Source organism: Bacillus sp. N3378-2at, assembly GCF_033412715.1.
Lineage (GTDB): Bacteria > Bacillota > Bacilli > Bacillales > Bacillaceae > Bacillus > Bacillus subtilis.
The window spans coordinates 3,355,060-3,374,663 of the sequence record NZ_CP117986.1; the positions used below are offsets into that span (position 1 = coordinate 3,355,060).

Consider the following 19,604-nt stretch of genomic DNA (forward strand, 5'->3'; position numbering starts at 1 on the left):
GGTACTTATAATATTTAAAATAATAAACAAGGTTTTAGAAATCCAATATAGATGGATTTTCTGAACTCTTAGTAAAAGGTAAACATTTAATTTGCTATCATAGTACAATGCATCGCCACAAATAAATATCACGAATATATTTATAATCATCCAAATTGTTGGGACACTGTTTAATTCATAGTTATTAATAAAGCCTACATCCTTAAAGTTCAGATAAAAAAGTTCAATTATACTCATAGATGTATCTTCAAACTGATTAGAATTCATTATTGATATGTAACATACTAATATAATAAGTAAAAAATACTTCCACTTATTCCTGTGAAAATTGTTGCGTATATCTCTTATTAGCAGTTTGAATACAATATTTATATCATTCAAGTAGTATTTTTCCTCCTAATTTTTAAAGTCCTTTTTCGAGTATAACTCACGGCCTATGAAATATAGAGCAAATAGTAAGATGATGAAATAAACATTATTAATTAATACATTCCTTAAATTCAACCAGTTATTTACATCAAGGATGGATTTATTTATAAATAAAGAAGGATTTAGATACATAGCATCAATGTAACTGTATATGCATATACACAAAAGAGTCAAACTGCTATTTTTTATAATGGTTTTAATAATGGCGGTACTTAATGCTATTATTGATAAGCACAAAAATTTAGTTAAAAAAATGATTGTTAAAACATTAAATGTTGAAAGCTTATTTAAGTATTGTTCTGGATTCGGTATCTTGTTATTGTTTAAGAGTACAGTGATTTGTCCGTTGGTTCCTATCCATTTATTTTCGTAACCAAAAATTAAACCACCTATTAAATATCCTCCCAAAACTAAAATAAATGTCAATATAAAGGTGTAAACCAAAGAGATTATTACAGTTTTATTCCAAACCGATGTTCTAGATGGTAATTTAATTATTCTATTATATGTTTCTTCTCGTTTCATAATTAATAATATTGTTAAACAGATAAAAGGGATAAGAATAAATACCATCACATTCTTATTAGTAAGTCCCATGATACCATTTAAGTCAGACAGAAAATCAAATATCGAAAGTTTATCAAAGTCAATGTTATTTTTTATTTGGTAATACATGAGTAAAGCAGCGAGATAAACTGTTAACAATATAGAATATTTAGTGTGATTGCATACATAAATGAAGAGTCTAAATGTTCTCACTCTTTTTACCTCCAACACAAAAGACAACAAAAAGTATGATTATTGTTACCGTTGCAATGACGTAGATTCCATATGTAAAGGGGACATCTAAAAATAAAAATTTAAGCGGAGAGTAGCTTTGAAAGTTAAATGTATCTAAAATAATGTCTAAAATTGTGTAAATAAAAAAAGGTATACCAATAGCAATATAACGATTTTCTACAAAAAGACTGCAGGTCAAAGCAATTGAAGCAAAAATGCCTCCAAAAATAAAACAGTTTCCAATTCTTATAATTATATATATTAAAGGATGATTTACATATAGATCAGGTAAAAAACCAAAAACGGGAATATTACCAAAGTATATGTTTGGTTTAATAGCTGGTAACAATGAGAAATAAACGATTAAGTTTAATACAAGTGGAGTAATCGATGCCATCCCACCAATTAAAAAGTTAATGAAAAACTTTGTTGTTAAATACTTGTTTTTGTTTTGCCTTAGTAGAATATTTTTTAAAAATCCACTTTTCTTTTCTTCGATATAAGAATCTGCATATGGTACTGATGCTAGCAATGGAAAAACAGTGATAATGATTGAAAGGTATATTTCTGGATTAAATAAAAACCACCAGTTATATACACCGAGAGGATAATCCCAATAATCAGATGGTTTTAAGTGAATAACATTATTTTCCACAACATCTAAGATAGCTATTAAAGAACCTAAAATCAAAATGAATAAAGTTGTACTTTTAGTGAAGCCTCTAGTTGTTATACTTTTAAACATTACAAATCTCCTTTACATAAATGATAAGATATGAAAGAAACTTTCATATCTTATCATTTGAGATTAAATTATCTTTTAGACGGAGTCAGGACTCCAAACACCAGCAGCACCCCAACTATTAACTGTTCCATAGCCTGTTGCTTCAATTTTTACTTTAATTGTTTTTTTGTAATCCTCGTGAGCATAGTTTTTTAAGTATTGTGTTTTAGGATAAAGTCTGAAGTTGTTTCCAAATACGTAGCGATACCGTTTGGAAAAACTTTTTCCCGAGCTGGTAACAAGTTCTGCAGAATAATGAACAGCACCTGTCATACTAATGCTTTTAAGGCTCATATAAGCGCTTGTATTATCACGCTTTTCTCTTGAACCAGTATATTCATATTTTCCACTTGTACTGTTGGTGAAATGAAAAGAAAAATTGGTATCTTTAGTATTTCCTTTAGCACTTACATTACTTACAGCAAAACCTGTAAATACTAAACTTACGATCGCTATAGCTCCAATAAGTTTTTTGAATTTAGCCTTCATATATGATTCTCCTTATTCATAATTTAAAATTAAAGAACCAGTTAAACTATTTAGATGGAATCAGGGCTCCAAACACCACGGGAGTGCCAATTATAGCTAGCGGCTCCTCTATAACCTTTTGCTTTAATTTTTACACTAACGGGGGAACCTTTACTATCTTCCATAGCATAATTCTTGATATAGTGTTTAGCTAATTTAGGATTTTCAGCATCATATGTGCCGAATGTATATGTCCATGTTTTAGAGAAATTTTTCCCGTTTGACTTTACAAGAGATACTTTATAGTACGGATCGCCGTCACTAATTGTTTTGACATTAATGTATGCACTTGTAGAGTTGTATTTAGTTCTAGCTGGAGTATAAGCTGTACTATTACCATTAAACTTCAAATTGAAACTGGAATCACTCGTATTTGCTTTTGCTTGAGCATTAGTTGCAGCAAAACCAGTTAATACTAAACCCGTAATAGTTACTGCTCCAATAAGTTTTTTAAATTTAGTTTTCATATACGATTCTCCTTATACACAATTTTAATTTTTAAAGAGCTTACTTTTTTAGATGGAATCAGGGCTCCATACACCACGGGAGTGCCAATTATAGCTAGCGGCTCCTCTATAACCTTTTGCTTTAATTTTTACACTAATAGGGGAACCTTTACTATCTTCCATAGCATAATTCTTAATATAGTGTTTAGCTAATTTAGGATTTTCAGCATCATATGTGCCGAATGTATATGTCCATGTTTTAGAGAAATTTTTCCCGTTTGACTTTACAAGAGATACTTTATAGTACGGATCGCCGTCACTAATTATTTTGACATTAATGTATGCACTTGTAGAGTTGTATTTAGTTCTAGCTGGAGTATAAGCTGTACTATTACCATTAAACTTCAAATTGAAACTGGAATCACTCGTATTTGCTTTTGCTTGAGCATTAGTTGCAGCAAAACCAGTTAATACTAAACCTGTAATAGTTACTGCTCCAATAAGTTTTTTAAATTTAGTTTTCAATTTTTTCACCTCCTTAACCAACCCTTTAATTAGATTTTCTGTGTAATTATACTATAGTTTATAAGGAATTAAAGGTTCAAATAGAAAATTAATCTAATTTTAAAGGATAATTTGTTTATATTTTAACAGTCTCTGCTTCTTAAAGTACTAATTGACTAAATACTGATTTTAAGGTGTCTTGAATGCTTGTTTGGATTTAGTGGAGTTGGCTTTTAACATGTAGGGGGAGAGTATCTAAAAGAAAGAATAGTATGGGTATTAAGTCTTTACGTTAAGAGAGTTAATTCCCCTAAAATTGGTGTGGATTTAATGTGGGTATTTGTACCATAGTGGCAGGGTTTGCATTTAATGTTGCAAACCTATAGATTTTTCCGGAGGAAATCCTTCAGTTATCCTCAAAATTAAACTGAAGAATATGTGGAGTATCGTGAATTCATACCAAATCAATTAACTTTAACTATTGGTCTTTAAGAGTTTTTTTGGGCATATAAAGATCTGATGCCTAAGGATATAAAAAACAAAAAAGAGGCAAAGAAATTAAATTCTTTGCCTCTTTTTAATCAAAGTCTAAAACCTTGTCAGTAAAAGTACGGATATTGTGAATTATTATTTATCAGGGTACAAAAAGTTATAAAGTTCTTCTTGAACTTTTGTTAATTCTTCATCATCAGGTTGAAAGAAGTACTTATTTCCGATATATAAATCTGAGCCTTTTAGAGTTAATGTTTCAACATCGTTACCTTTAAAACCGCTAAAAATTTGTTGAAGTGCTAGGACTTGGGTAATCCTTAAATTTGTTGTTATGTTATCACTTACTTGATCTGCTAGGGTATCAATTTTTGCAAGATTAGAAGGTTTTGAGACTTGATCTAACATGGCCATCAAAATTTGTTTTTGTCTATCATTACGCCCGAAGTCACCCCGTGGATCTTGTTTTCTCATCCGTGCATAGGCAAGAGCCTCTTCCCCATTTAGATGCATATTCCCTTTTTGAAAATAGAATTTTTTAGATTTTGATGTATCACTTTTCTCATTAAAATCAAAGGGGACCTCAACATCAACTCCACCAACTTCATCAATTGTTTTTTTGAAGCCTTTAAAATCCACAGTAGCATAGTAATCAATTGGTATATTTAAGAGCTTTTCAACCGTTTCAACAGTTGTTTGAGCTCCGCCTTTCCCATATGCAGAATTAATTCTCGTTTTTGTCCCAGAAGTATCACCAGATATTTCAACTCTTGTATCTCGAGGAATGCTCAGTAACTTCATGGTCTTTTGTTTAGGATTGATAGTAGCGACAATAATAGAATCGGTTCTTCCTCCTTTTCCGCCTGTTGCATAGTCTTCGACTCCTAACAAAAGTACAGAAAAAGGTTGTTTTTTCTTAAGATCAACTACTTCTTTGCGTAATTTCGACTTTTCACCACGATCTAATTCTTTATAGGAACTATCAGCTGCTTGAAGCGTTTTATATACTTTATATCCAATTATTCCTGCGAATACTATAGAAAATAGGAAAAAGAGCAATAATATACGCTTTAAAATAATTTTTCGTTTATTTTTTTTTTTCTTTACACGAACCTTAACTCGTTCTGGCATCATTTATTCTCCTTTTGATTTTCAACTTGTTTTTCAAGATATATCAAAATACCCTTTTTAGTATAACATGATCCATTCGTTAAATTTAAAATCCATTGAGAGTATTCTGAAATTCTTTTCTCATTTACGTATACTTCAAATTCAACGTTTTCCGCATAATGGATTTCCTTTAACAGAAATTGTGACTCCCTTAATTCATTTTCAATCTTGCCAAGCCATGTGTAATCTGCAGAAGTATGCATGATTCGCATAAGCTTCCGTTCTACAACACCTATATGATTTAATCCTTCAGACACTGATTTCCCATAAGCGCGAATTAATCCGCCAGCACCAAGCTTAATGCCTCCGAAGTAGCGTGTAACGACGGCGCAAGTATCCTTCAGTCTGCGTTTCTTTAAAACCTCGAGCATCGGCACTCCCGCTGTACCGCTTGGTTCCCCGTCATCATTGGCTTTTTGGATATGATCATTCTCGCCAATAACATAAGCCGAGCAATTATGAGTCGCATTCCAGTGCTGTTTCTTTATTTTCTGTATAAATTCCTGTGCCTCTTGTTCGGTAGAAACACGGCTTAAATGACAGATAAAACGCGATTTTTCTATAACAATCTCGTGTTCTCCTGCTTCTTTCACAGTAAAATAGCTGTGCAGCATGCTAGCTGACCCTCCTGCTAAGCATAAAAGACTGCCTATACAAATTCGTACAGTCTTTAGAATTTTTGTGCGTATTTTGGTATCATAAAGAGTAGATAGTATATAAAAATGTTTTTTTCTAGAATATACGCATTCTTTCATTATAATTCGACATAATTTGCAGATCAATTACATTTATAATAAAAATATATGACAACGCCGTGACGGAGGGAAATTATGAATAAAACAAAGATGGATTCCAAAGTGCTGGATTCTATTTTGATGAAGATGCTGAAAACCGTTGACGGGAGCAAGGACGAAGTTTTTCAAATCGGGGAGCAGTCACGCCAGCAGTATGAACAGCTGGTCGAAGAACTGAAACAAATTAAACAGCAGGTGTATGAAGTGATCGAGCTTGGCGATAAACTTGAAGTGCAAACCCGCCATGCGAGAAACCGTTTATCCGAGGTCAGCCGTAATTTTCATAGATTCAGTGAAGAGGAAATCCGCAATGCTTATGAAAAAGCCCATAAGCTGCAGGTAGAATTGACGATGATCCAGCAGCGTGAGAAGCAATTGCGCGAACGGCGGGACGATTTGGAGCGCAGATTGCTAGGGCTTCAGGAAATCATTGAGCGGTCAGAATCATTAGTAAGCCAAATTACAGTTGTGCTCAACTACTTGAATCAGGATTTGCGCGAAGTTGGACTGCTTCTTGCTGATGCTCAGGCAAAACAGGATTTCGGCTTAAGGATTATTGAGGCGCAGGAAGAAGAGCGAAAAAGAGTCTCAAGAGAAATCCATGACGGACCCGCTCAAATGCTGGCGAATGTTATGATGAGATCGGAATTAATCGAGCGGATTTTCCGTGACCGGGGCGCAGAGGACGGATTCCAAGAAATTAAAAATCTACGCCAAAATGTTCGGAATGCCCTTTACGAAGTGAGAAGGATTATATATGATTTAAGACCGATGGCCCTTGATGACCTAGGCCTGATTCCAACTTTAAGAAAATATCTATATACAACCGAGGAATATAACGGGAAGGTCAAAATACATTTTCAGTGCATTGGAGAAACAGAGGATCAGAGGCTAGCGCCTCAGTTTGAGGTTGCGCTCTTCAGGCTCGCACAGGAAGCTGTGTCTAATGCGCTAAAGCATTCTGAATCTGAAGAAATTACAGTCAAAGTTGAGATCACAAAGGATTTTGTGATTTTAATGATAAAAGATAACGGTAAAGGGTTCGACCTGAAGGAAGCGAAAGAGAAGAAAAACAAATCATTCGGCTTGCTGGGCATGAAAGAAAGAGTAGATTTATTGGAAGGAACGATGACAATAGATTCGAAAATAGGTCTTGGGACATTTATTATGATTAAGGTTCCGTTATCTCTTTGACTATGATTTGTAAAATAGAGCCAAAAGGCATATTGACCGAATGCTAGAGTATATAGAACAATAATACAAGGAGGCGTGGCTTGTGACTAAAGTAAACATTGTTATTATCGACGACCATCAGTTATTTCGTGAAGGTGTTAAACGGATATTGGATTTTGAACCTACCTTTGAAGTGGTAGCCGAAGGTGATGACGGGGACGAAGCGGCTCGTATTGTTGAGCACTATCATCCTGATGTTGTGATCATGGATATCAATATGCCAAACGTAAATGGTGTGGAAGCTACAAAACAGCTTGTAGAGCTGTATCCTGAATCTAAAGTAATTATTCTATCAATTCACGATGACGAAAATTATGTAACACATGCCCTGAAAACAGGTGCAAGAGGTTATCTGCTGAAAGAGATGGATGCTGATACATTAATTGAAGCGGTTAAAGTAGTGGCTGAGGGCGGATCTTACCTTCATCCGAAGGTTACTCACAACCTCGTTAACGAATTCCGCCGCCTTGCAACAAGCGGAGTTTCTGCACACCCTCAACATGAGGTTTACCCTGAAATCCGCAGACCATTACATATTTTAACTAGGCGGGAATGTGAAGTGCTGCAGATGCTTGCAGACGGAAAAAGCAACCGCGGAATTGGTGAATCATTGTTTATCAGTGAGAAAACCGTTAAAAACCATGTCAGCAATATTTTACAAAAAATCAATGTAAACGACCGGACGCAAGCCGTTGTGGTCGCCATTAAAAATGGCTGGGTAGAAATGAGATAGTATAATAGGAGACTTGCCTTTTTCTAGGCAGGTCTTTTTTTAGGCTGCCGTTTCCCTTACAATAGAGTTATAAAGCAATAAGGCAGGTATCGAAGCTATGAATATTGCAGTCGTAACAGACAGCACGGCATATATTCCGAAAGAAATACGTGAACAACATCAGATACATATGATCCCTCTCCAGGTTGTTTTTAGGGAGGAGACTTACCGTGAAGAAATTGAGTTGGACTGGAAAAGCTTTTACGAAGAAGTGAAAAAACATAATGAGCTCCCGACGACTTCTCAGCCGCCAATCGGCGAGCTGGTTGCGTTGTATGAAGAGCTTGGCAAGTCTTATGATGCGGTTATCAGTATCCATCTTTCCAGCGGGATCAGCGGAACATTCAGCAGTGCAGCAGCGGCTGATTCGATGGTCGACAATATTGATGTGTATCCATTTGACTCAGAGATCAGCTGCTTGGCTCAAGGCTTTTATGCCCTTAAAGCTGCTGAATTAATCAAAAACGGAGCATCATCGCCGGAAGATATTATAAAAGAACTGGAAGAAATGAAAAAAACAGTTCGAGCTTATTTTATGGTAGATGACTTAGCTCATCTTCAGCGCGGCGGGCGATTAAGCAGCGCCCAAGCCTTCATTGGTAGTCTTCTAAAGGTAAAGCCTATCCTTCATTTTGACAATAAGGTAATTGTGCCTTTTGAGAAGATTCGCACACGTAAAAAAGCAATTTCGCGAATTTATGAGCTTTTAGACGAAGATGCGAGTAAAGGGTTGCCTATGCGAGCTGCTGTTATCCACGCTAATCGAGAGGAAGAAGCAGCGAAAATCATTGAAGAGCTTTCTGCAAAATATCCTCATGTTGAATTTTATAACAGCTATTTTGGCGCGGTAATCGGCACTCATTTGGGTGAAGGTGCGTTAGGAATTTGCTGGTGTTTTAAATAAGGCCAAATCTCCGTTTTTAGAGCGGAGATTTTTTTATATTCTTATTTTAATTGTTGGACAGAAAATATTCATTCAGGCATACTGTCTCCGAAAGGAGGCATGCTATGTGAATGTGCCAGTTGAAAAAAACAGTTCCTTTTCTAGAGAATTGCAGCAGACGCTTCGAAGCCGTCATTTGCTCAGGACTGAGCTCTCATTTTCCGATGAGATGATTGAATGGCATATCAAGAATGGATATATCACTGCTGAAAATTCTATATCCATAAATAAACGGGGATATAGATGTAATAGGTGCGGCCAAACTGATCAGCGGTATTATTCTTTTTATCACTCATCTGGAAAGAATAAGCTGTATTGCCGTTCCTGTGTCATGATGGGCAGAGTGAGTGAGGAGGTTCCTTTATATTCATGGGAAGAGGAAAATGAACCAAACTGGCAGTCAATTAAACTGACATGGGACGGCAAGCTTTCAAGCGGACAGCAAAAAGCCGCCAATGTTTTAATTGAAGCAATATCAAAAAAAGAAGAGCTCCTCATCTGGGCGGTTTGCGGCGCTGGCAAAACAGAAATGCTGTTTCCTGGTATAGAATCAGCGTTAAATCAAGGACTGCGTGTATGTATTGCAACACCTCGCACCGATGTTGTATTAGAGCTTGCTCCAAGGCTCAAGGCTGCCTTTCAGGGGGCTGACATTTCAGCGCTTTACGGAGGAAGCGATGACAAAGGGCGGCTATCTCCGCTTATGATTTCCACTACGCATCAGCTTTTGCGATATAAAGATGCAATCGATGTTATGATCATTGATGAAGTTGACGCTTTTCCATATTCCGCTGATCAAACCCTTCAATTCGCTGTTCAAAAAGCAAGAAAGAAAAACAGCACCCTCGTTTATTTAAGTGCAACACCTCCTAAAGAATTAAAAAGAAAAGCACTGAACGGACAGTTACATTCAGTTCGCATCCCCGCAAGACACCACCGGAAACCTTTACCCGAACCGCGCTTTGTATGGTGTGGAAACTGGAAGAAGAAATTAAACCGAAATAAAATTCCGCCAGCGGTGAAAAGATGGATAGAGTTTCATGTAAAAGAAGGGAGGCCTGTTTTTTTATTCGTTCCTTCCGTTTCTATTCTGGAAAAGGCTGCTGCGTGCTTTAGAGGTGTTCATTGCCGAACCGCATCTGTGCACGCGGAAGACAAGCATAGAAAGGAGAAAGTGCAGCAATTCAGAGATGGTCAGCTCGATCTATTAATCACAACAACAATACTGGAAAGAGGCGTCACAGTCCCCAAGGTGCAAACGGGTGTACTAGGAGCGGAATCACCTATCTTTACGGAAAGCGCACTTGTTCAAATTGCAGGAAGAACCGGCCGGCATAAAGAATATGCGGACGGCGATGTCATTTTCTTTCACTTCGGCAAAACAAAGAGTATGCTCGATGCAAGAAAGCATATAAAAGAAATGAATGAATTGGCAGCAAAAGTTGAATGTACAGACTAGCCATTATTTGAAAACGTGGTACAGTATACTCATATAACCGATGATGAGGAGCTGTAAAAATGCTTGTCAATTCAAAAGAAATCGTAATGAAAGAACTGCTCGACCGATATATGGACCAGCTTCATATGGCCTGTACTTGCCAAGTATGCCAAAACGATGTATTGGCACTTTCTTTAAACAAAGTGAGTCCATCCTACGTTACTGATTTTAAAAAGATCGCATATACGAAAGCTGAGCTGGTAGATAAACAAAAAAACACAGCAATGCTTGTCATTTTGGCTGAATCTGCTGCAGTAGTTTCAGAGAGTCCAAGCGATTTATGTCAAACGAAGCAGGAGGAGGCATTCATAAACTGATCTGTTTATTATGTGATTCGCAATTTTCTCAAGATGTTACATGGAGAGCCCTTTTTTTACTAAAGCCTGATGAAAAGGTTTGTTATTCTTGCAGAAGCAAATTAAAGAAAATCACAGGACATATCTGCCCCCTGTGCGGCAGACCTCAATCTGTTCATGCCGTATGCAGGGATTGCGAGGTGTGGAGAACAAGGATCAGAGACAGTTTGCTATTGCGTCAAAACCGTTCAGTTTACACATATAATGATATGATGAAAGAAACGCTCTCCCGTTTTAAATTTAGAGGAGATGCAGAAATCATAAATGCATTTAAAAGTGATTTTTCTTCAACCTTTTCTAAGGTTTACCCCGATAAGCATTTTGTTCTTGTACCTATTCCGCTGAGCAAGGAACGGGAAGAAGAGCGCGGATTTAACCAGGCACAGCTCTTGGCAGAATGTTTAGACCGGCCTTCCCACCATCCCCTCATTCGCCTGAATAATGAGAAACAGTCAAAGAAAAAGAAAACAGAACGCCTGCTGTCAGAGCGCATTTTTGATACAAAAAATAATTCAGCAGAAGGTATGAATATCATTTTAATAGACGATCTTTATACAACAGGCGCCACCTTGCACTTCGCAGCCCGCTGCTTATTAGAAAAAGGAAAAGCCGCTTCAGTGTCATCTTTTACCTTGATCAGAAGCTAAATGATTCTGTTTTTATGCCGATATAATCACTAGAAATTGACACAGGCATATTATCTAATAAGGAGAAAAAAGATGGGAGAACTGGCTAATTGTCCGAAATGCAATGCTTTATTTTTAAAAACAAAGCTGCAAACTGTATGTCAGGCGTGTATTAAGGAAGAAGAAAAATCATTTGAGACTGTCTATAAATTTTTAAGAAAACAGGAAAACCGGCAATCAACTTTGAGCCGGATAACTGAGGAAACAGGTGTGGAAGAAGAGCTGATATTGAAATTCATCAGGCAGAAGCGAATTCAGATCACTCATCTTCCTAATTTGGCATACCCTTGTGAAAAGTGCGGGACATCGATTAGAGAAGGCAAGTTCTGCAAGGATTGCCAGTCCGATATTAAGGATCAAATGGATCATTTGAACCACGAGGATGCTCTGAAAATCGAGAAAGAAAATAGTAAAAAAGACACATACTATGCCTATAATACCAAAAACAGCTGATTCCCTAAACTAACTGAAAACGCAGTCGATAAAAGGGTTAAGATTGTTTAAAGACTGCAACGGAAAGCGAGAGGAATCCTATGAAAATCAATCAATTTGGAACACAATCCGTTAATCCATATCAAAAAAATTATGATAAGCAAGCGGTGCAAAAAACTGCTGCACAGCCTCAAGATAAAATTGAAATTTCATCACAGGCTAAAGAAATGCAACATGCATCCGACGCAGTCACTGGTTCACGACAGGAAAAAATTGCGCAGCTTAAAGCGCAAATTGAAAACGGGTCATACAAAGTAGACGCAAATCATATCGCGAAAAATATAATTAATTTTTATAAAAAGCAATAAAAAAGGAGAAAGCCCATGTCAGCGAAGGCAATTATTGAACAATTGAAGCGACTTTGCGTTCTGCATGAGCACCTGCTCACGCTGTCTGAAGAAAAGACGGAAGCGCTCAAAGCCGGCAAAACAAAAGAGCTTTCTAACATTTTGACAAAAGAGCAAAAATATATTCAAGCAATCACGCAGACAGAAGATGACCGGATCAAAACAACTTCGGCCTTTCTCGGATATAGCGAAAATAATACTATATCCGCATGTATCGCCAAAACCTCAGGCAGTGAAAAGGAAGAGCTGGAACAACTATACGAATCTCTTTCTCAAGTTCTCGGACGTCTGAAAAAAGTAAATGAGATGAATAGGCAGCTGACAAGAGACGCGCTGCAATTCATCTCTATTTCGTACGATATGCTGGTTCCTAAGGAAAATAACTTCAATTACAGCAAATCAATTAAAGCTGAGCTGCCGAAAAGCAGCCAAATGAAACTGTTTGATTCAAAAGCTTAGCAGAAAGGAATTCAGAAAATGACATCTACCTTTATGGGGCTTGAAACTGCAAGGCGGGCGTTAAGCGCTCAGCAGGCAGCTTTAAGCACTACTGCAAATAACGTGGCAAATGCCAATACTGATGGTTATACAAGACAGCGGGTCTCATTGGAGGCAACGGACTATTTCCCTGCTGTATCTAAAAACGCAGAAAAAACAGCGGGACAAATGGGTACGGGCGTTCAAGGAAAATCAGTTGAGAGAATAAGAGATATCTTTCTTGACTACCAATACCGTCTTCAAAACAACAGTGCCGGATACTATGACACGAAGGCAAAAGCGCTGTCCCAAATGGAAGGCGTTTTAAATGAAACGGATGACAGCGGCTTGAACAGTGTGCTCAATTCGTTTTGGAATTCTCTGCAGGAATTATCGAATAATACAAATGAAGAAAGTGCACGTTCTGTTGTTGCTCGAAAAGGACAAGCTGTAGCTGAAACGTTTAATTATATTTCTGAATCACTTACAAATGTCCAATCGAATTTAAAAGCAGAGCTAAATACAACTGTGTTGGATGTCAATTCTCTGCTTTCTCAGTTAAACAGTTTAAATAAGCAAATTGCACAAGTAGAGCCGGTCGGGCTTCTTCCGAATGGCTTATATGACCAGCGAGATTTGCTGATCGATAAATTATCCTCAATGGTTGATATCAAAGTCAGCTACAACAAATCAGGCGGGAATGCACTTGCATCTGCTGAAGGAACTGTATCAATTGAAATCCTTGATAAAAATAAACAGTCGCTAGGAACTGTTTTGGACGGTAAAAATTACGAGGTTTCAGAACTTGCAGCCAACTATGATAATGAAACTGGGTTAGTATCAAGTATTTCAATCGGGGATACAGCTGTGCAGGCGGAGTCCTTTAGCAGCAAGGGATCCCTTTTAGGATTTATAGAGTCTTACGGGTATATAACAGCAGACGGCCAAGAAAAGGGCGTATACCCGGAAATGCTTTCTGATCTTGACAATATGGCGCTTGAATTCGCGAAAGCTTTCAATGAAGTGCACAGAAATGGTGTGACCAAGAGCGGTGAACAAGGCGGAGACTTTTTTGATTTTACTGGCGGTGAAACTGAACCTGCCAAGGGCGCGGCGGGCAAGATCAAAGTGGCTGACAGCATATTAGATTCAAAAGGCGCAAACATTGCTTTCTCACTGACTGGTGCAGCCAACGATAACGCAAATGCTACAAAATTAGCAAATGTTTTAACCGGTAAAATAACCATTAACGGTAAAGAAACTAGTGTTTTAGATTATTATGCGGGTCTGATTGGCGAGCTAGGGATCGAAGCTCAAGAGGCTAATCGACTGGCGTCTAATACAGAAACACAGCTTAATGATGCTGACATAAACCGTCAGCAAATGAGCGCAGTTTCTTTAGACGAAGAAATGACGAATATGATTCAATTCCAACACGCATACAATGCAGCTGCAAGAATGGTGACTTTACAAGACGAATTACTTGATAAAGTGATCAACGGTATGGGTGTTGGAGGAAGGTAGGTAGAGTCACATGAGAGTAACACAAGGCATGATACAGCAAAACTCACTGAGATATATCGGTTCGAGCTACTCGAAGCTGGATAAACTCCAGTCGCAGATTTCTTCAGGGAAAAAAATCTCAAAAGCTTCCGACGATCCTGTAGTAGCAATGAAAAGCTTAAAGTATAATACGCAACTGTCTCAAGTGCAGCAGTACAAAAGCAATGCCTCTCAAGCCTTTACCTGGCTCGAAAACACAGAAACAAACATTACAGAAGGAATTGACATCTTGTCAAAGGTCAGAGAATTAGCGGTTGAAGCTCAAAATGATACAAACGGCGAGGCGGAGCGGCAAGCGATTGGCGTAGAAGTAAAGCAGTTAAAGGAACAGCTTTTAAATATTGCGAATACACAAGTGAACGGCAGATATATCTTTAATGGCACAAATTCAGATAAGCCTCCGGTTACAGATAACGGAGACGGAACTTATACAATTTCTGATACAGCTGATGTCGTAGTCAATATATCAAATAATATGTCATTGAAAGTGAATTCAGATCCAAAGTCAGCTTTTGGAGGCACTTCTGAAAGCGGGCAAAATGTATTTGAAATGCTTGATTCTTTTGAGAAAGCACTAAATTCTGGTTCGCTAGATGGCATGGACAATGTTTTAGATGATATTGATCATTTTTCTGACGGCATGAGTGCTGAACGATCTGATCTTGGAGCGAGATATAATCGTCTTGAACTGGTTAATACGAGACTGTCAGCGCAAGAAGAAACAGCTACCAAAGTGTTATCAGACAATGAAGATGTAGAACTGGAAGAGGTAATAACTGAATTTATTGCGCAGCAAAGTGTGCACAGGGCTACTCTGGCCGTTAATGCGCAAATTGTTCAGCCTACATTGATTGACTTTTTAAAGTAAGCGGCTCTTAGGAGTTCGCTTTTTTTATAGTTCAGGAGGTAGAGTGATGCAGATTCCCAGATTGATTATGCATAGTGTTCAAGGAAAAATTGGTTTAACAACGACGCCTGCCAGCTTAAAAATGGAGCAGCCTCAAGCTGATCTAGAGATCGAACAGCCGAGTGCGGAAATGGAAATATCGGTGACACCTGGAAAACTCACGATTGACCAGACACAAGCATGGGAAGAATTAGACAGAAAGCATGTTTTCAAGAGAATTGAAGAAGCCGCCCAACAAGGGCATGAGGATGTAATGAAGGGAATAGCGCGCACGGCAGAAGAAGGCGACGAGCTTATGAGAATTGAAAATAAAGGGAACCCAATCGCTTCACAAGCAAGGAGGAACTCTGAAATGCACCAAATTCAATTAGGCGAAAATTATGCTCCTTCTCTATCTAGGGTGAAAATACAATATACTCCGTCACAGCTTGATGTTCAGATTACGCCGCGAAAGCCTGTTATTCAGGCTGAGCCGCATAAGCCAATTGTTGAATATACGCCAGGAAATGTTAAGGTTGACATGCTCCAATACCCTGATTTAAATATAGATGTAGAATACCCGAAAGAATCACCCGAAAAGTAAAAAGAAAAGGATCGTGAACAATGATCATTCATACGAAGTACCATGGCCAAATGAACATAAAAGAAGAACAAATCATTCTTTTTGAAAGCGGGATTCCAGGCTTTTTAGAAGAAAAACAGTTCGTCATACTTCCGCTTTCAGAAGACTCTCCATTCGTGGCACTGCAGTCCGTCACTTCAGAAAATCTTGCGTTTATCGTCGTAAGTCCGTTTATCTTTTTTAAGAATTATGAATTTGATCTTGATGAATCAACTGCTGAACTTTTGGATATCGATAATATTCAAGACGTAGAAGTCATGACAATATTGACTATGGCAGAGCCATTTGAAAAGTCTACTGCGAATTTATTGGCTCCCATTATTGTGAATCGCAAGAACATGATGGCTAAGCAAGTCGTTTTACACGACTCCTCATATACGACAAAGCATCCGATTGGAGGAGAATCATGCTAGTTTTATCGCGGAAAATAAACGAAGCGATTCAAATAGGTGCTGATATTGAAGTGAAAGTGATTGCGGTTGAGGGGGATCAAGTGAAGCTTGGAATTGACGCCCCAAAGCATATTGATATTCATAGGAAAGAAATTTATTTGACCATTCAGGAAGAAAATAACCGTGCGGCAGCGTTATCCAGCGATGTGATCTCCACATTATCCTCACAAAAAAAGTGAGGATTTTTTTATTTTTGTATTAACAAAATCAGAGACAATCCGATATTAATGATGTAGCCGGGAGGAGGCGCAAAAGACTCCGCCAGTTACAAAATAAGGGCACAAGGACGTGCCTTAACAACAAATTCAAGGAGGAACAAAACAATGAGAATTAACCACAATATCGCAGCGCTTAACACACTGAACCGTTTGTCTTCAAACAACGGTGCGAGCCAAAAGAACATGGAGAAACTGTCTTCAGGTCTTCGTATCAACCGTGCGGGAGATGACGCAGCGGGTCTTGCGATCTCTGAAAAAATGAGAGGGCAAATCAGAGGTCTTGAAATGGCTTCTAAAAACTCTCAAGACGGAATCTCTCTTATCCAAACAGCTGAGGGTGCATTGACTGAAACTCACTCTATTCTTCAACGTGTTCGTGAACTAGTTGTTCAAGCAGGAAACACAGGTACTCAAGATGGTACTGACCTTCAAGCGATCCAAGACGAGATCACTTCACTTGTTGAAGAAATCGGTGGCGGAACAAACGCTAACGGTATCTCTGACCGTACTGAGTTTAACGGTAAAAAACTTCTTAATGGCGATTTCTCGCAAGCTAGCGGTAAATCATTAACATTCCAAATCGGAGCTAACAGCAGTCAACAGCTTTCTGTCAACATTGAAAGCATGGCAGCTACAGCAATTGGTGCTTTAGATACAGACGGTACGACACTTCTTACTGGACAAGCAGTATCTGACATCGACGTAACAAAATTTAAAGATAATGCGGCTGACACTGCTACTGTAGGATTCAATGCTCAACTTAAAACAGTTGATGACGCAATCAACACAGTTTCTAAACAACGTTCAAAATTAGGTGCGGTACAAAACCGTCTTGAGCACACAATCAACAACTTAAGCGCTTCTGGTGAAAACCTGACTGCTGCTGAGTCTCGTATCCGTGACGTTGACATGGCGAAAGAAATGAGCGAGTTCACAAAGAACAACATTCTTTCTCAGGCTTCTCAAGCGATGCTGGCTCAAGCAAACCAACAACCGCAAAACGTACTTCAATTATTACGTTAATTTTAAAAAAGACCTTGGCAACGCCAAGGTCTTTTATTTAATATTTCTAGCTCCGAATACTTCCCCCTTGCTGTCACTAACTCGTGATATAATAACCGGATTCTCCACTAACTTTTTATAAATGTATTTCCAAACAAGAAATCTAAAACAGAAGATTTTTTTCCAAAAATATGTGTAATCTTATCTCCATTTAGTCGATATAAACGATAGATTGGGGCATAGGGGATGATCAATTGAACATTGAAAGGCTCACTACGTTACAACCTGTTTGGGATCGTTATGATACTCAAATACATAATCAGAAAGATAATGATAACGAGGTTCCTGTTCATCAAGTTTCAGATACCAATCTTGCTGAAATGGTGGGGGAAATGAACAAGCTTTTGGAACCTTCGCAAGTTCATCTGAAGTTCGAGCTTCATGACAAGTTAAATGAATACTATGTAAAGGTAATAGAGGACTCTACAAATGAAGTGATCCGCGAAATTCCACCAAAACGGTGGCTTGATTTTTATGCGGCTATGACTGAATTTCTTGGGTTATTTGTAGATGAAAAAAAGTAGAATAGGAGTGGTTTGAGATGGTCACAAGAATAACAGGTCTGGCGTCAGGAATGGATATAGATGATATTGTATCAAAGCTGATGCAGACAGAAAGAGCCCCGCTTGATAAGCTGAAGCAAAAAAAGCAGACTCTTGAATGGCAGCGTGACAGCTATCGTGAAGTCAATACAAAAATAAAAGAATTGCAAGATTATATGTCTAAAAATACGTTGACATATCCTAGCACGTATCAGAGCAAAACTGTGACAAGCTCTAATGAGTCTGTGTTAACTGCTACAGGAAGCGCAAGTGCACCAAACTCTTCTTCTACTGTTGAAGTGGCGAGCTTGGCAACCGCAGCAACGTATAAGGCAAACAATTATACGGGATACACTCAAGGCGATTACAATTTGGCATTTAACGTTGTTGCGCCTGGCGAAACAACGGCAAAAACAGTGAACATTAGTGTGACGAGCGCCGATACGATTGATAATGTGATTTCTAAACTTAACAGCTCAGATCTAGGAGTATCAGCTTTTAAAGATAAAATTTGGAATGGTACAGAGTACGTAGAAACAATTGCGTTTTCTTCTAAAGCAACAGGTGCAGGGGGCAGTATACAGGCAGCAGACTCTGCTACAGCTGACTTTATGTCCGGTCAGCTTGGTTTTTCTTTGGATGCTGATAATAAGCTCACTGCTTACAAAGAAGGCACAAATGCCAAAGTTACAATCAACGGCTTTGAAATGGAGAAGCTGACAAACAATTTCACGGTGAATGGTGTTACTTACTCGATTAAAAATACAACTGCAGCCACAGGCCCTGTTACCACATCTGTTTCTACTGATGTTGACGGAATTTATAACCAAATCAAAGAGTTTGTAGATAAATACAATGAAATGGTTGACAGCCTGAATGAAAAGCTGAAAGAAGAAAAATACCGAGACTATACTCCGTTGACAAGTGAACAAAAAGAAGCCATGTCCGATAAAGAGGTAGAGCTCTGGGAGGAGAAGGCGAAAAGCGGATTGCTTAGAAATGATTCTAGCATCAGCACCGGCACAAACCAAATGCGGACTGACTTTTATACTCAAGTTAATGCGGATGGGAAAACCTATCAATTGACAGAATTCGGCATAACAACCTCAAGTGCTTACCAAATGCGGGGGCATTTAGAGATTAATGAAGACAAACTGAAAGCCAAAATACAAGAAGATCCGCAAAGCGTTGCCGCTTTATTTACAAGTGGGTCGAACAGCAGCGCCTATAGTGATAAAGGGATTATGAAACGCATCGGTGACACCCTGAAAAGTACGGTGAAGAGCATTGAAGCAAAAGCCGGCAACTCGACAATGGGAACCAATGATTATTCAATCGGTAAAAATTTAAATACGATCAGCACTGATATTACCAAAATGCAGGACCGGTTAACCACAATAGAAAACCGCTATTATTCAAAATTCAGTGCAATGGATTCTGCGATTCAAAAAATGAACGAACAAGCGTCCTATTTATCACAGCTTCTTGTACAATAAATGTAATTTGGAGG

General features: G+C 38.1%; 24 protein-coding genes. 17 read left to right on the forward strand and 7 right to left on the reverse strand.

The features are described from left to right. Positions 1-396 precede the first annotated feature (396 nt). From PUN35_RS17930 to PUN35_RS17960, 7 genes are all read right to left on the reverse strand, one after another. Entirely contained in the window at positions 397-1,188 is a 792-nt protein-coding gene (locus PUN35_RS17930) for a hypothetical protein (RefSeq protein ID WP_014481060.1), read from the reverse strand. Then, entirely contained in the window at positions 1,175-1,954 is a 780-nt protein-coding gene (locus PUN35_RS17935) for a hypothetical protein (RefSeq protein WP_014481059.1), read from the reverse strand. The genes PUN35_RS17930 and PUN35_RS17935 overlap by 14 nt, the downstream gene beginning before the upstream one ends. Positions 1,955-2,029: 75 nt before the next feature. Further along, complete coding sequence (locus PUN35_RS17940) at positions 2,030-2,482, reverse strand: hypothetical protein (protein WP_014481058.1); 453 nt, start codon at positions 2,480-2,482, stop codon at positions 2,030-2,032. A 50-nt stretch (positions 2,483-2,532) separates the two neighbouring features. After that, positions 2,533-2,988, reverse strand: a complete 456-nt coding sequence (locus PUN35_RS17945) for a hypothetical protein (RefSeq protein ID WP_014481057.1) — start codon at positions 2,986-2,988, stop codon at positions 2,533-2,535. A gap of 48 nt (positions 2,989-3,036) precedes the next feature. Continuing rightward, positions 3,037-3,492, reverse strand: coding sequence for a hypothetical protein (locus PUN35_RS17950; RefSeq protein WP_041516563.1), 456 nt, complete (start codon positions 3,490-3,492; stop codon positions 3,037-3,039). Between the two features lie 606 nt (positions 3,493-4,098). Beyond that, entirely contained in the window at positions 4,099-5,091 is a 993-nt protein-coding gene (locus tag PUN35_RS17955) for an LCP family protein (RefSeq protein WP_014481056.1), read from the reverse strand. Then, entirely contained in the window at positions 5,091-5,744 is a 654-nt protein-coding gene (locus PUN35_RS17960) for a YigZ family protein (protein ID WP_014481055.1), read from the reverse strand. Before PUN35_RS17960 ends, PUN35_RS17955 begins: the two co-directional genes overlap by 1 nt. 216 nt (positions 5,745-5,960) lie before the next feature. Here PUN35_RS17960 and degS point away from each other — a divergent pair, with 216 nt between their 5' ends. The 17 genes from degS to PUN35_RS18045 all read left to right on the forward strand — a co-directional run bounded on the left by degS (position 5,961) and on the right by PUN35_RS18045 (position 19,590). Then, positions 5,961-7,118, forward strand: coding sequence for a two-component sensor histidine kinase DegS (degS, locus tag PUN35_RS17965; RefSeq protein ID WP_003227983.1), 1,158 nt, complete (start codon positions 5,961-5,963; stop codon positions 7,116-7,118). 82 nt (positions 7,119-7,200) lie between these two features. Then, positions 7,201-7,890: a two-component system response regulator DegU gene (gene degU / locus PUN35_RS17970; RefSeq protein WP_014481054.1), complete on the forward strand. Its 690-nt coding sequence runs from the start codon at positions 7,201-7,203 to the stop codon at positions 7,888-7,890. A gap of 97 nt (positions 7,891-7,987) precedes the next feature. After that, complete coding sequence (locus PUN35_RS17975) at positions 7,988-8,833, forward strand: DegV family protein (protein WP_014481053.1); 846 nt, start codon at positions 7,988-7,990, stop codon at positions 8,831-8,833. Between the two features lie 106 nt (positions 8,834-8,939). Then, the gene (gene comFA / locus PUN35_RS17980) at positions 8,940-10,331 is read left to right on the forward strand and encodes an ATP-dependent helicase ComFA (RefSeq protein ID WP_014481052.1); all 1,392 of its coding nucleotides are present in this window, start codon (positions 8,940-8,942) and stop codon (positions 10,329-10,331) included. Positions 10,332-10,390: 59 nt separating this feature from the next. Continuing rightward, complete coding sequence (gene comFB, locus PUN35_RS17985) at positions 10,391-10,687, forward strand: late competence protein ComFB (RefSeq protein WP_003227989.1); 297 nt, start codon at positions 10,391-10,393, stop codon at positions 10,685-10,687. Next, positions 10,651-11,373 (forward strand): comF operon protein ComFC, encoded by a 723-nt coding sequence (gene comFC, locus PUN35_RS17990; RefSeq protein WP_014481051.1) that lies wholly within the window; start codon positions 10,651-10,653, stop codon positions 11,371-11,373. Before comFB ends, comFC begins: the two co-directional genes overlap by 37 nt. 72 nt (positions 11,374-11,445) lie before the next feature. Further along, positions 11,446-11,865, forward strand: coding sequence for a TIGR03826 family flagellar region protein (locus PUN35_RS17995; protein ID WP_014481050.1), 420 nt, complete (start codon positions 11,446-11,448; stop codon positions 11,863-11,865). An 80-nt stretch (positions 11,866-11,945) separates the two neighbouring features. Further along, complete coding sequence (flgM, locus tag PUN35_RS18000; RefSeq protein WP_014481049.1) at positions 11,946-12,212, forward strand: flagellar biosynthesis anti-sigma factor FlgM; 267 nt, start codon at positions 11,946-11,948, stop codon at positions 12,210-12,212. 15 nt (positions 12,213-12,227) lie between these two features. Continuing rightward, the gene (flgN, locus tag PUN35_RS18005) at positions 12,228-12,710 is read left to right on the forward strand and encodes a flagellar protein FlgN (RefSeq protein ID WP_014481048.1); all 483 of its coding nucleotides are present in this window, start codon (positions 12,228-12,230) and stop codon (positions 12,708-12,710) included. A gap of 18 nt (positions 12,711-12,728) precedes the next feature. Further along, a complete protein-coding gene (flgK, locus tag PUN35_RS18010) occupies positions 12,729-14,252 on the forward strand; it encodes a flagellar hook-associated protein FlgK (RefSeq protein WP_014481047.1) in 1,524 nt (507 codons plus the stop codon). Between the two features lie 10 nt (positions 14,253-14,262). Next, positions 14,263-15,159, forward strand: coding sequence for a flagellar hook-associated protein FlgL (gene flgL, locus PUN35_RS18015; RefSeq protein WP_014481046.1), 897 nt, complete (start codon positions 14,263-14,265; stop codon positions 15,157-15,159). 46 nt (positions 15,160-15,205) lie between these two features. Continuing rightward, a complete protein-coding gene (locus PUN35_RS18020) occupies positions 15,206-15,781 on the forward strand; it encodes a DUF6470 family protein (protein ID WP_014481045.1) in 576 nt (191 codons plus the stop codon). Positions 15,782-15,801: 20 nt separating this feature from the next. Further along, entirely contained in the window at positions 15,802-16,233 is a 432-nt protein-coding gene (gene fliW / locus PUN35_RS18025) for a flagellar assembly protein FliW (protein ID WP_003228007.1), read from the forward strand. After that, positions 16,227-16,451, forward strand: coding sequence for a carbon storage regulator CsrA (gene csrA, locus PUN35_RS18030; protein WP_014481044.1), 225 nt, complete (start codon positions 16,227-16,229; stop codon positions 16,449-16,451). The genes fliW and csrA overlap by 7 nt, the downstream gene beginning before the upstream one ends. Positions 16,452-16,595: 144 nt before the next feature. Beyond that, entirely contained in the window at positions 16,596-17,513 is a 918-nt protein-coding gene (gene hag, locus PUN35_RS18035; protein ID WP_014481043.1) for a flagellin Hag, read from the forward strand. Between the two features lie 233 nt (positions 17,514-17,746). After that, positions 17,747-18,076, forward strand: coding sequence for a flagellar protein FlaG (gene flaG / locus PUN35_RS18040; RefSeq protein WP_015714794.1), 330 nt, complete (start codon positions 17,747-17,749; stop codon positions 18,074-18,076). 17 nt (positions 18,077-18,093) lie between these two features. Continuing rightward, positions 18,094-19,590 carry a flagellar hook-associated protein 2 gene (locus PUN35_RS18045; protein WP_014481042.1) on the forward strand — a complete coding sequence of 499 codons (1,497 nt, stop codon included), beginning with the start codon at positions 18,094-18,096 and terminating at the stop codon, positions 19,588-19,590. The last annotated feature ends 14 nt before the right edge of the window (positions 19,591-19,604 follow it).

Coding starts and splice junctions, on each gene's coding strand:
- flgN (WP_014481048.1), top strand. CDS start 12,228: ATGTCAGCGAAGGCAATTATTGAACAATTGAAGCGACTTTGCGTTCTG.
- flgM (WP_014481049.1), top strand. CDS start 11,946: ATGAAAATCAATCAATTTGGAACACAATCCGTTAATCCATATCAAAAA.
- PUN35_RS17975 (WP_014481053.1), top strand. CDS start 7,988: ATGAATATTGCAGTCGTAACAGACAGCACGGCATATATTCCGAAAGAA.
- comFC (WP_014481051.1), top strand. CDS start 10,651: ATGTCAAACGAAGCAGGAGGAGGCATTCATAAACTGATCTGTTTATTA.
- PUN35_RS17995 (WP_014481050.1), top strand. CDS start 11,446: ATGGGAGAACTGGCTAATTGTCCGAAATGCAATGCTTTATTTTTAAAA.
- comFB (WP_003227989.1), top strand. CDS start 10,391: ATGCTTGTCAATTCAAAAGAAATCGTAATGAAAGAACTGCTCGACCGA.
- PUN35_RS17960 (WP_014481055.1), bottom strand. CDS start 5,744: ATGCTGCACAGCTATTTTACTGTGAAAGAAGCAGGAGAACACGAGATT.
- fliW (WP_003228007.1), top strand. CDS start 15,802: ATGATCATTCATACGAAGTACCATGGCCAAATGAACATAAAAGAAGAA.
- PUN35_RS17955 (WP_014481056.1), bottom strand. CDS start 5,091: ATGCCAGAACGAGTTAAGGTTCGTGTAAAGAAAAAAAAAAATAAACGA.
- PUN35_RS18020 (WP_014481045.1), top strand. CDS start 15,206: ATGCAGATTCCCAGATTGATTATGCATAGTGTTCAAGGAAAAATTGGT.
- PUN35_RS17940 (WP_014481058.1), bottom strand. CDS start 2,482: ATGAAGGCTAAATTCAAAAAACTTATTGGAGCTATAGCGATCGTAAGT.
- hag (WP_014481043.1), top strand. CDS start 16,596: ATGAGAATTAACCACAATATCGCAGCGCTTAACACACTGAACCGTTTG.
- flgL (WP_014481046.1), top strand. CDS start 14,263: ATGAGAGTAACACAAGGCATGATACAGCAAAACTCACTGAGATATATC.
- degS (WP_003227983.1), top strand. CDS start 5,961: ATGAATAAAACAAAGATGGATTCCAAAGTGCTGGATTCTATTTTGATG.
- PUN35_RS17935 (WP_014481059.1), bottom strand. CDS start 1,954: ATGTTTAAAAGTATAACAACTAGAGGCTTCACTAAAAGTACAACTTTA.
- PUN35_RS17945 (WP_014481057.1), bottom strand. CDS start 2,988: ATGAAAACTAAATTTAAAAAACTTATTGGAGCAGTAACTATTACGGGT.
- PUN35_RS18045 (WP_014481042.1), top strand. CDS start 18,094: ATGGTCACAAGAATAACAGGTCTGGCGTCAGGAATGGATATAGATGAT.
- csrA (WP_014481044.1), top strand. CDS start 16,227: ATGCTAGTTTTATCGCGGAAAATAAACGAAGCGATTCAAATAGGTGCT.
- flgK (WP_014481047.1), top strand. CDS start 12,729: ATGACATCTACCTTTATGGGGCTTGAAACTGCAAGGCGGGCGTTAAGC.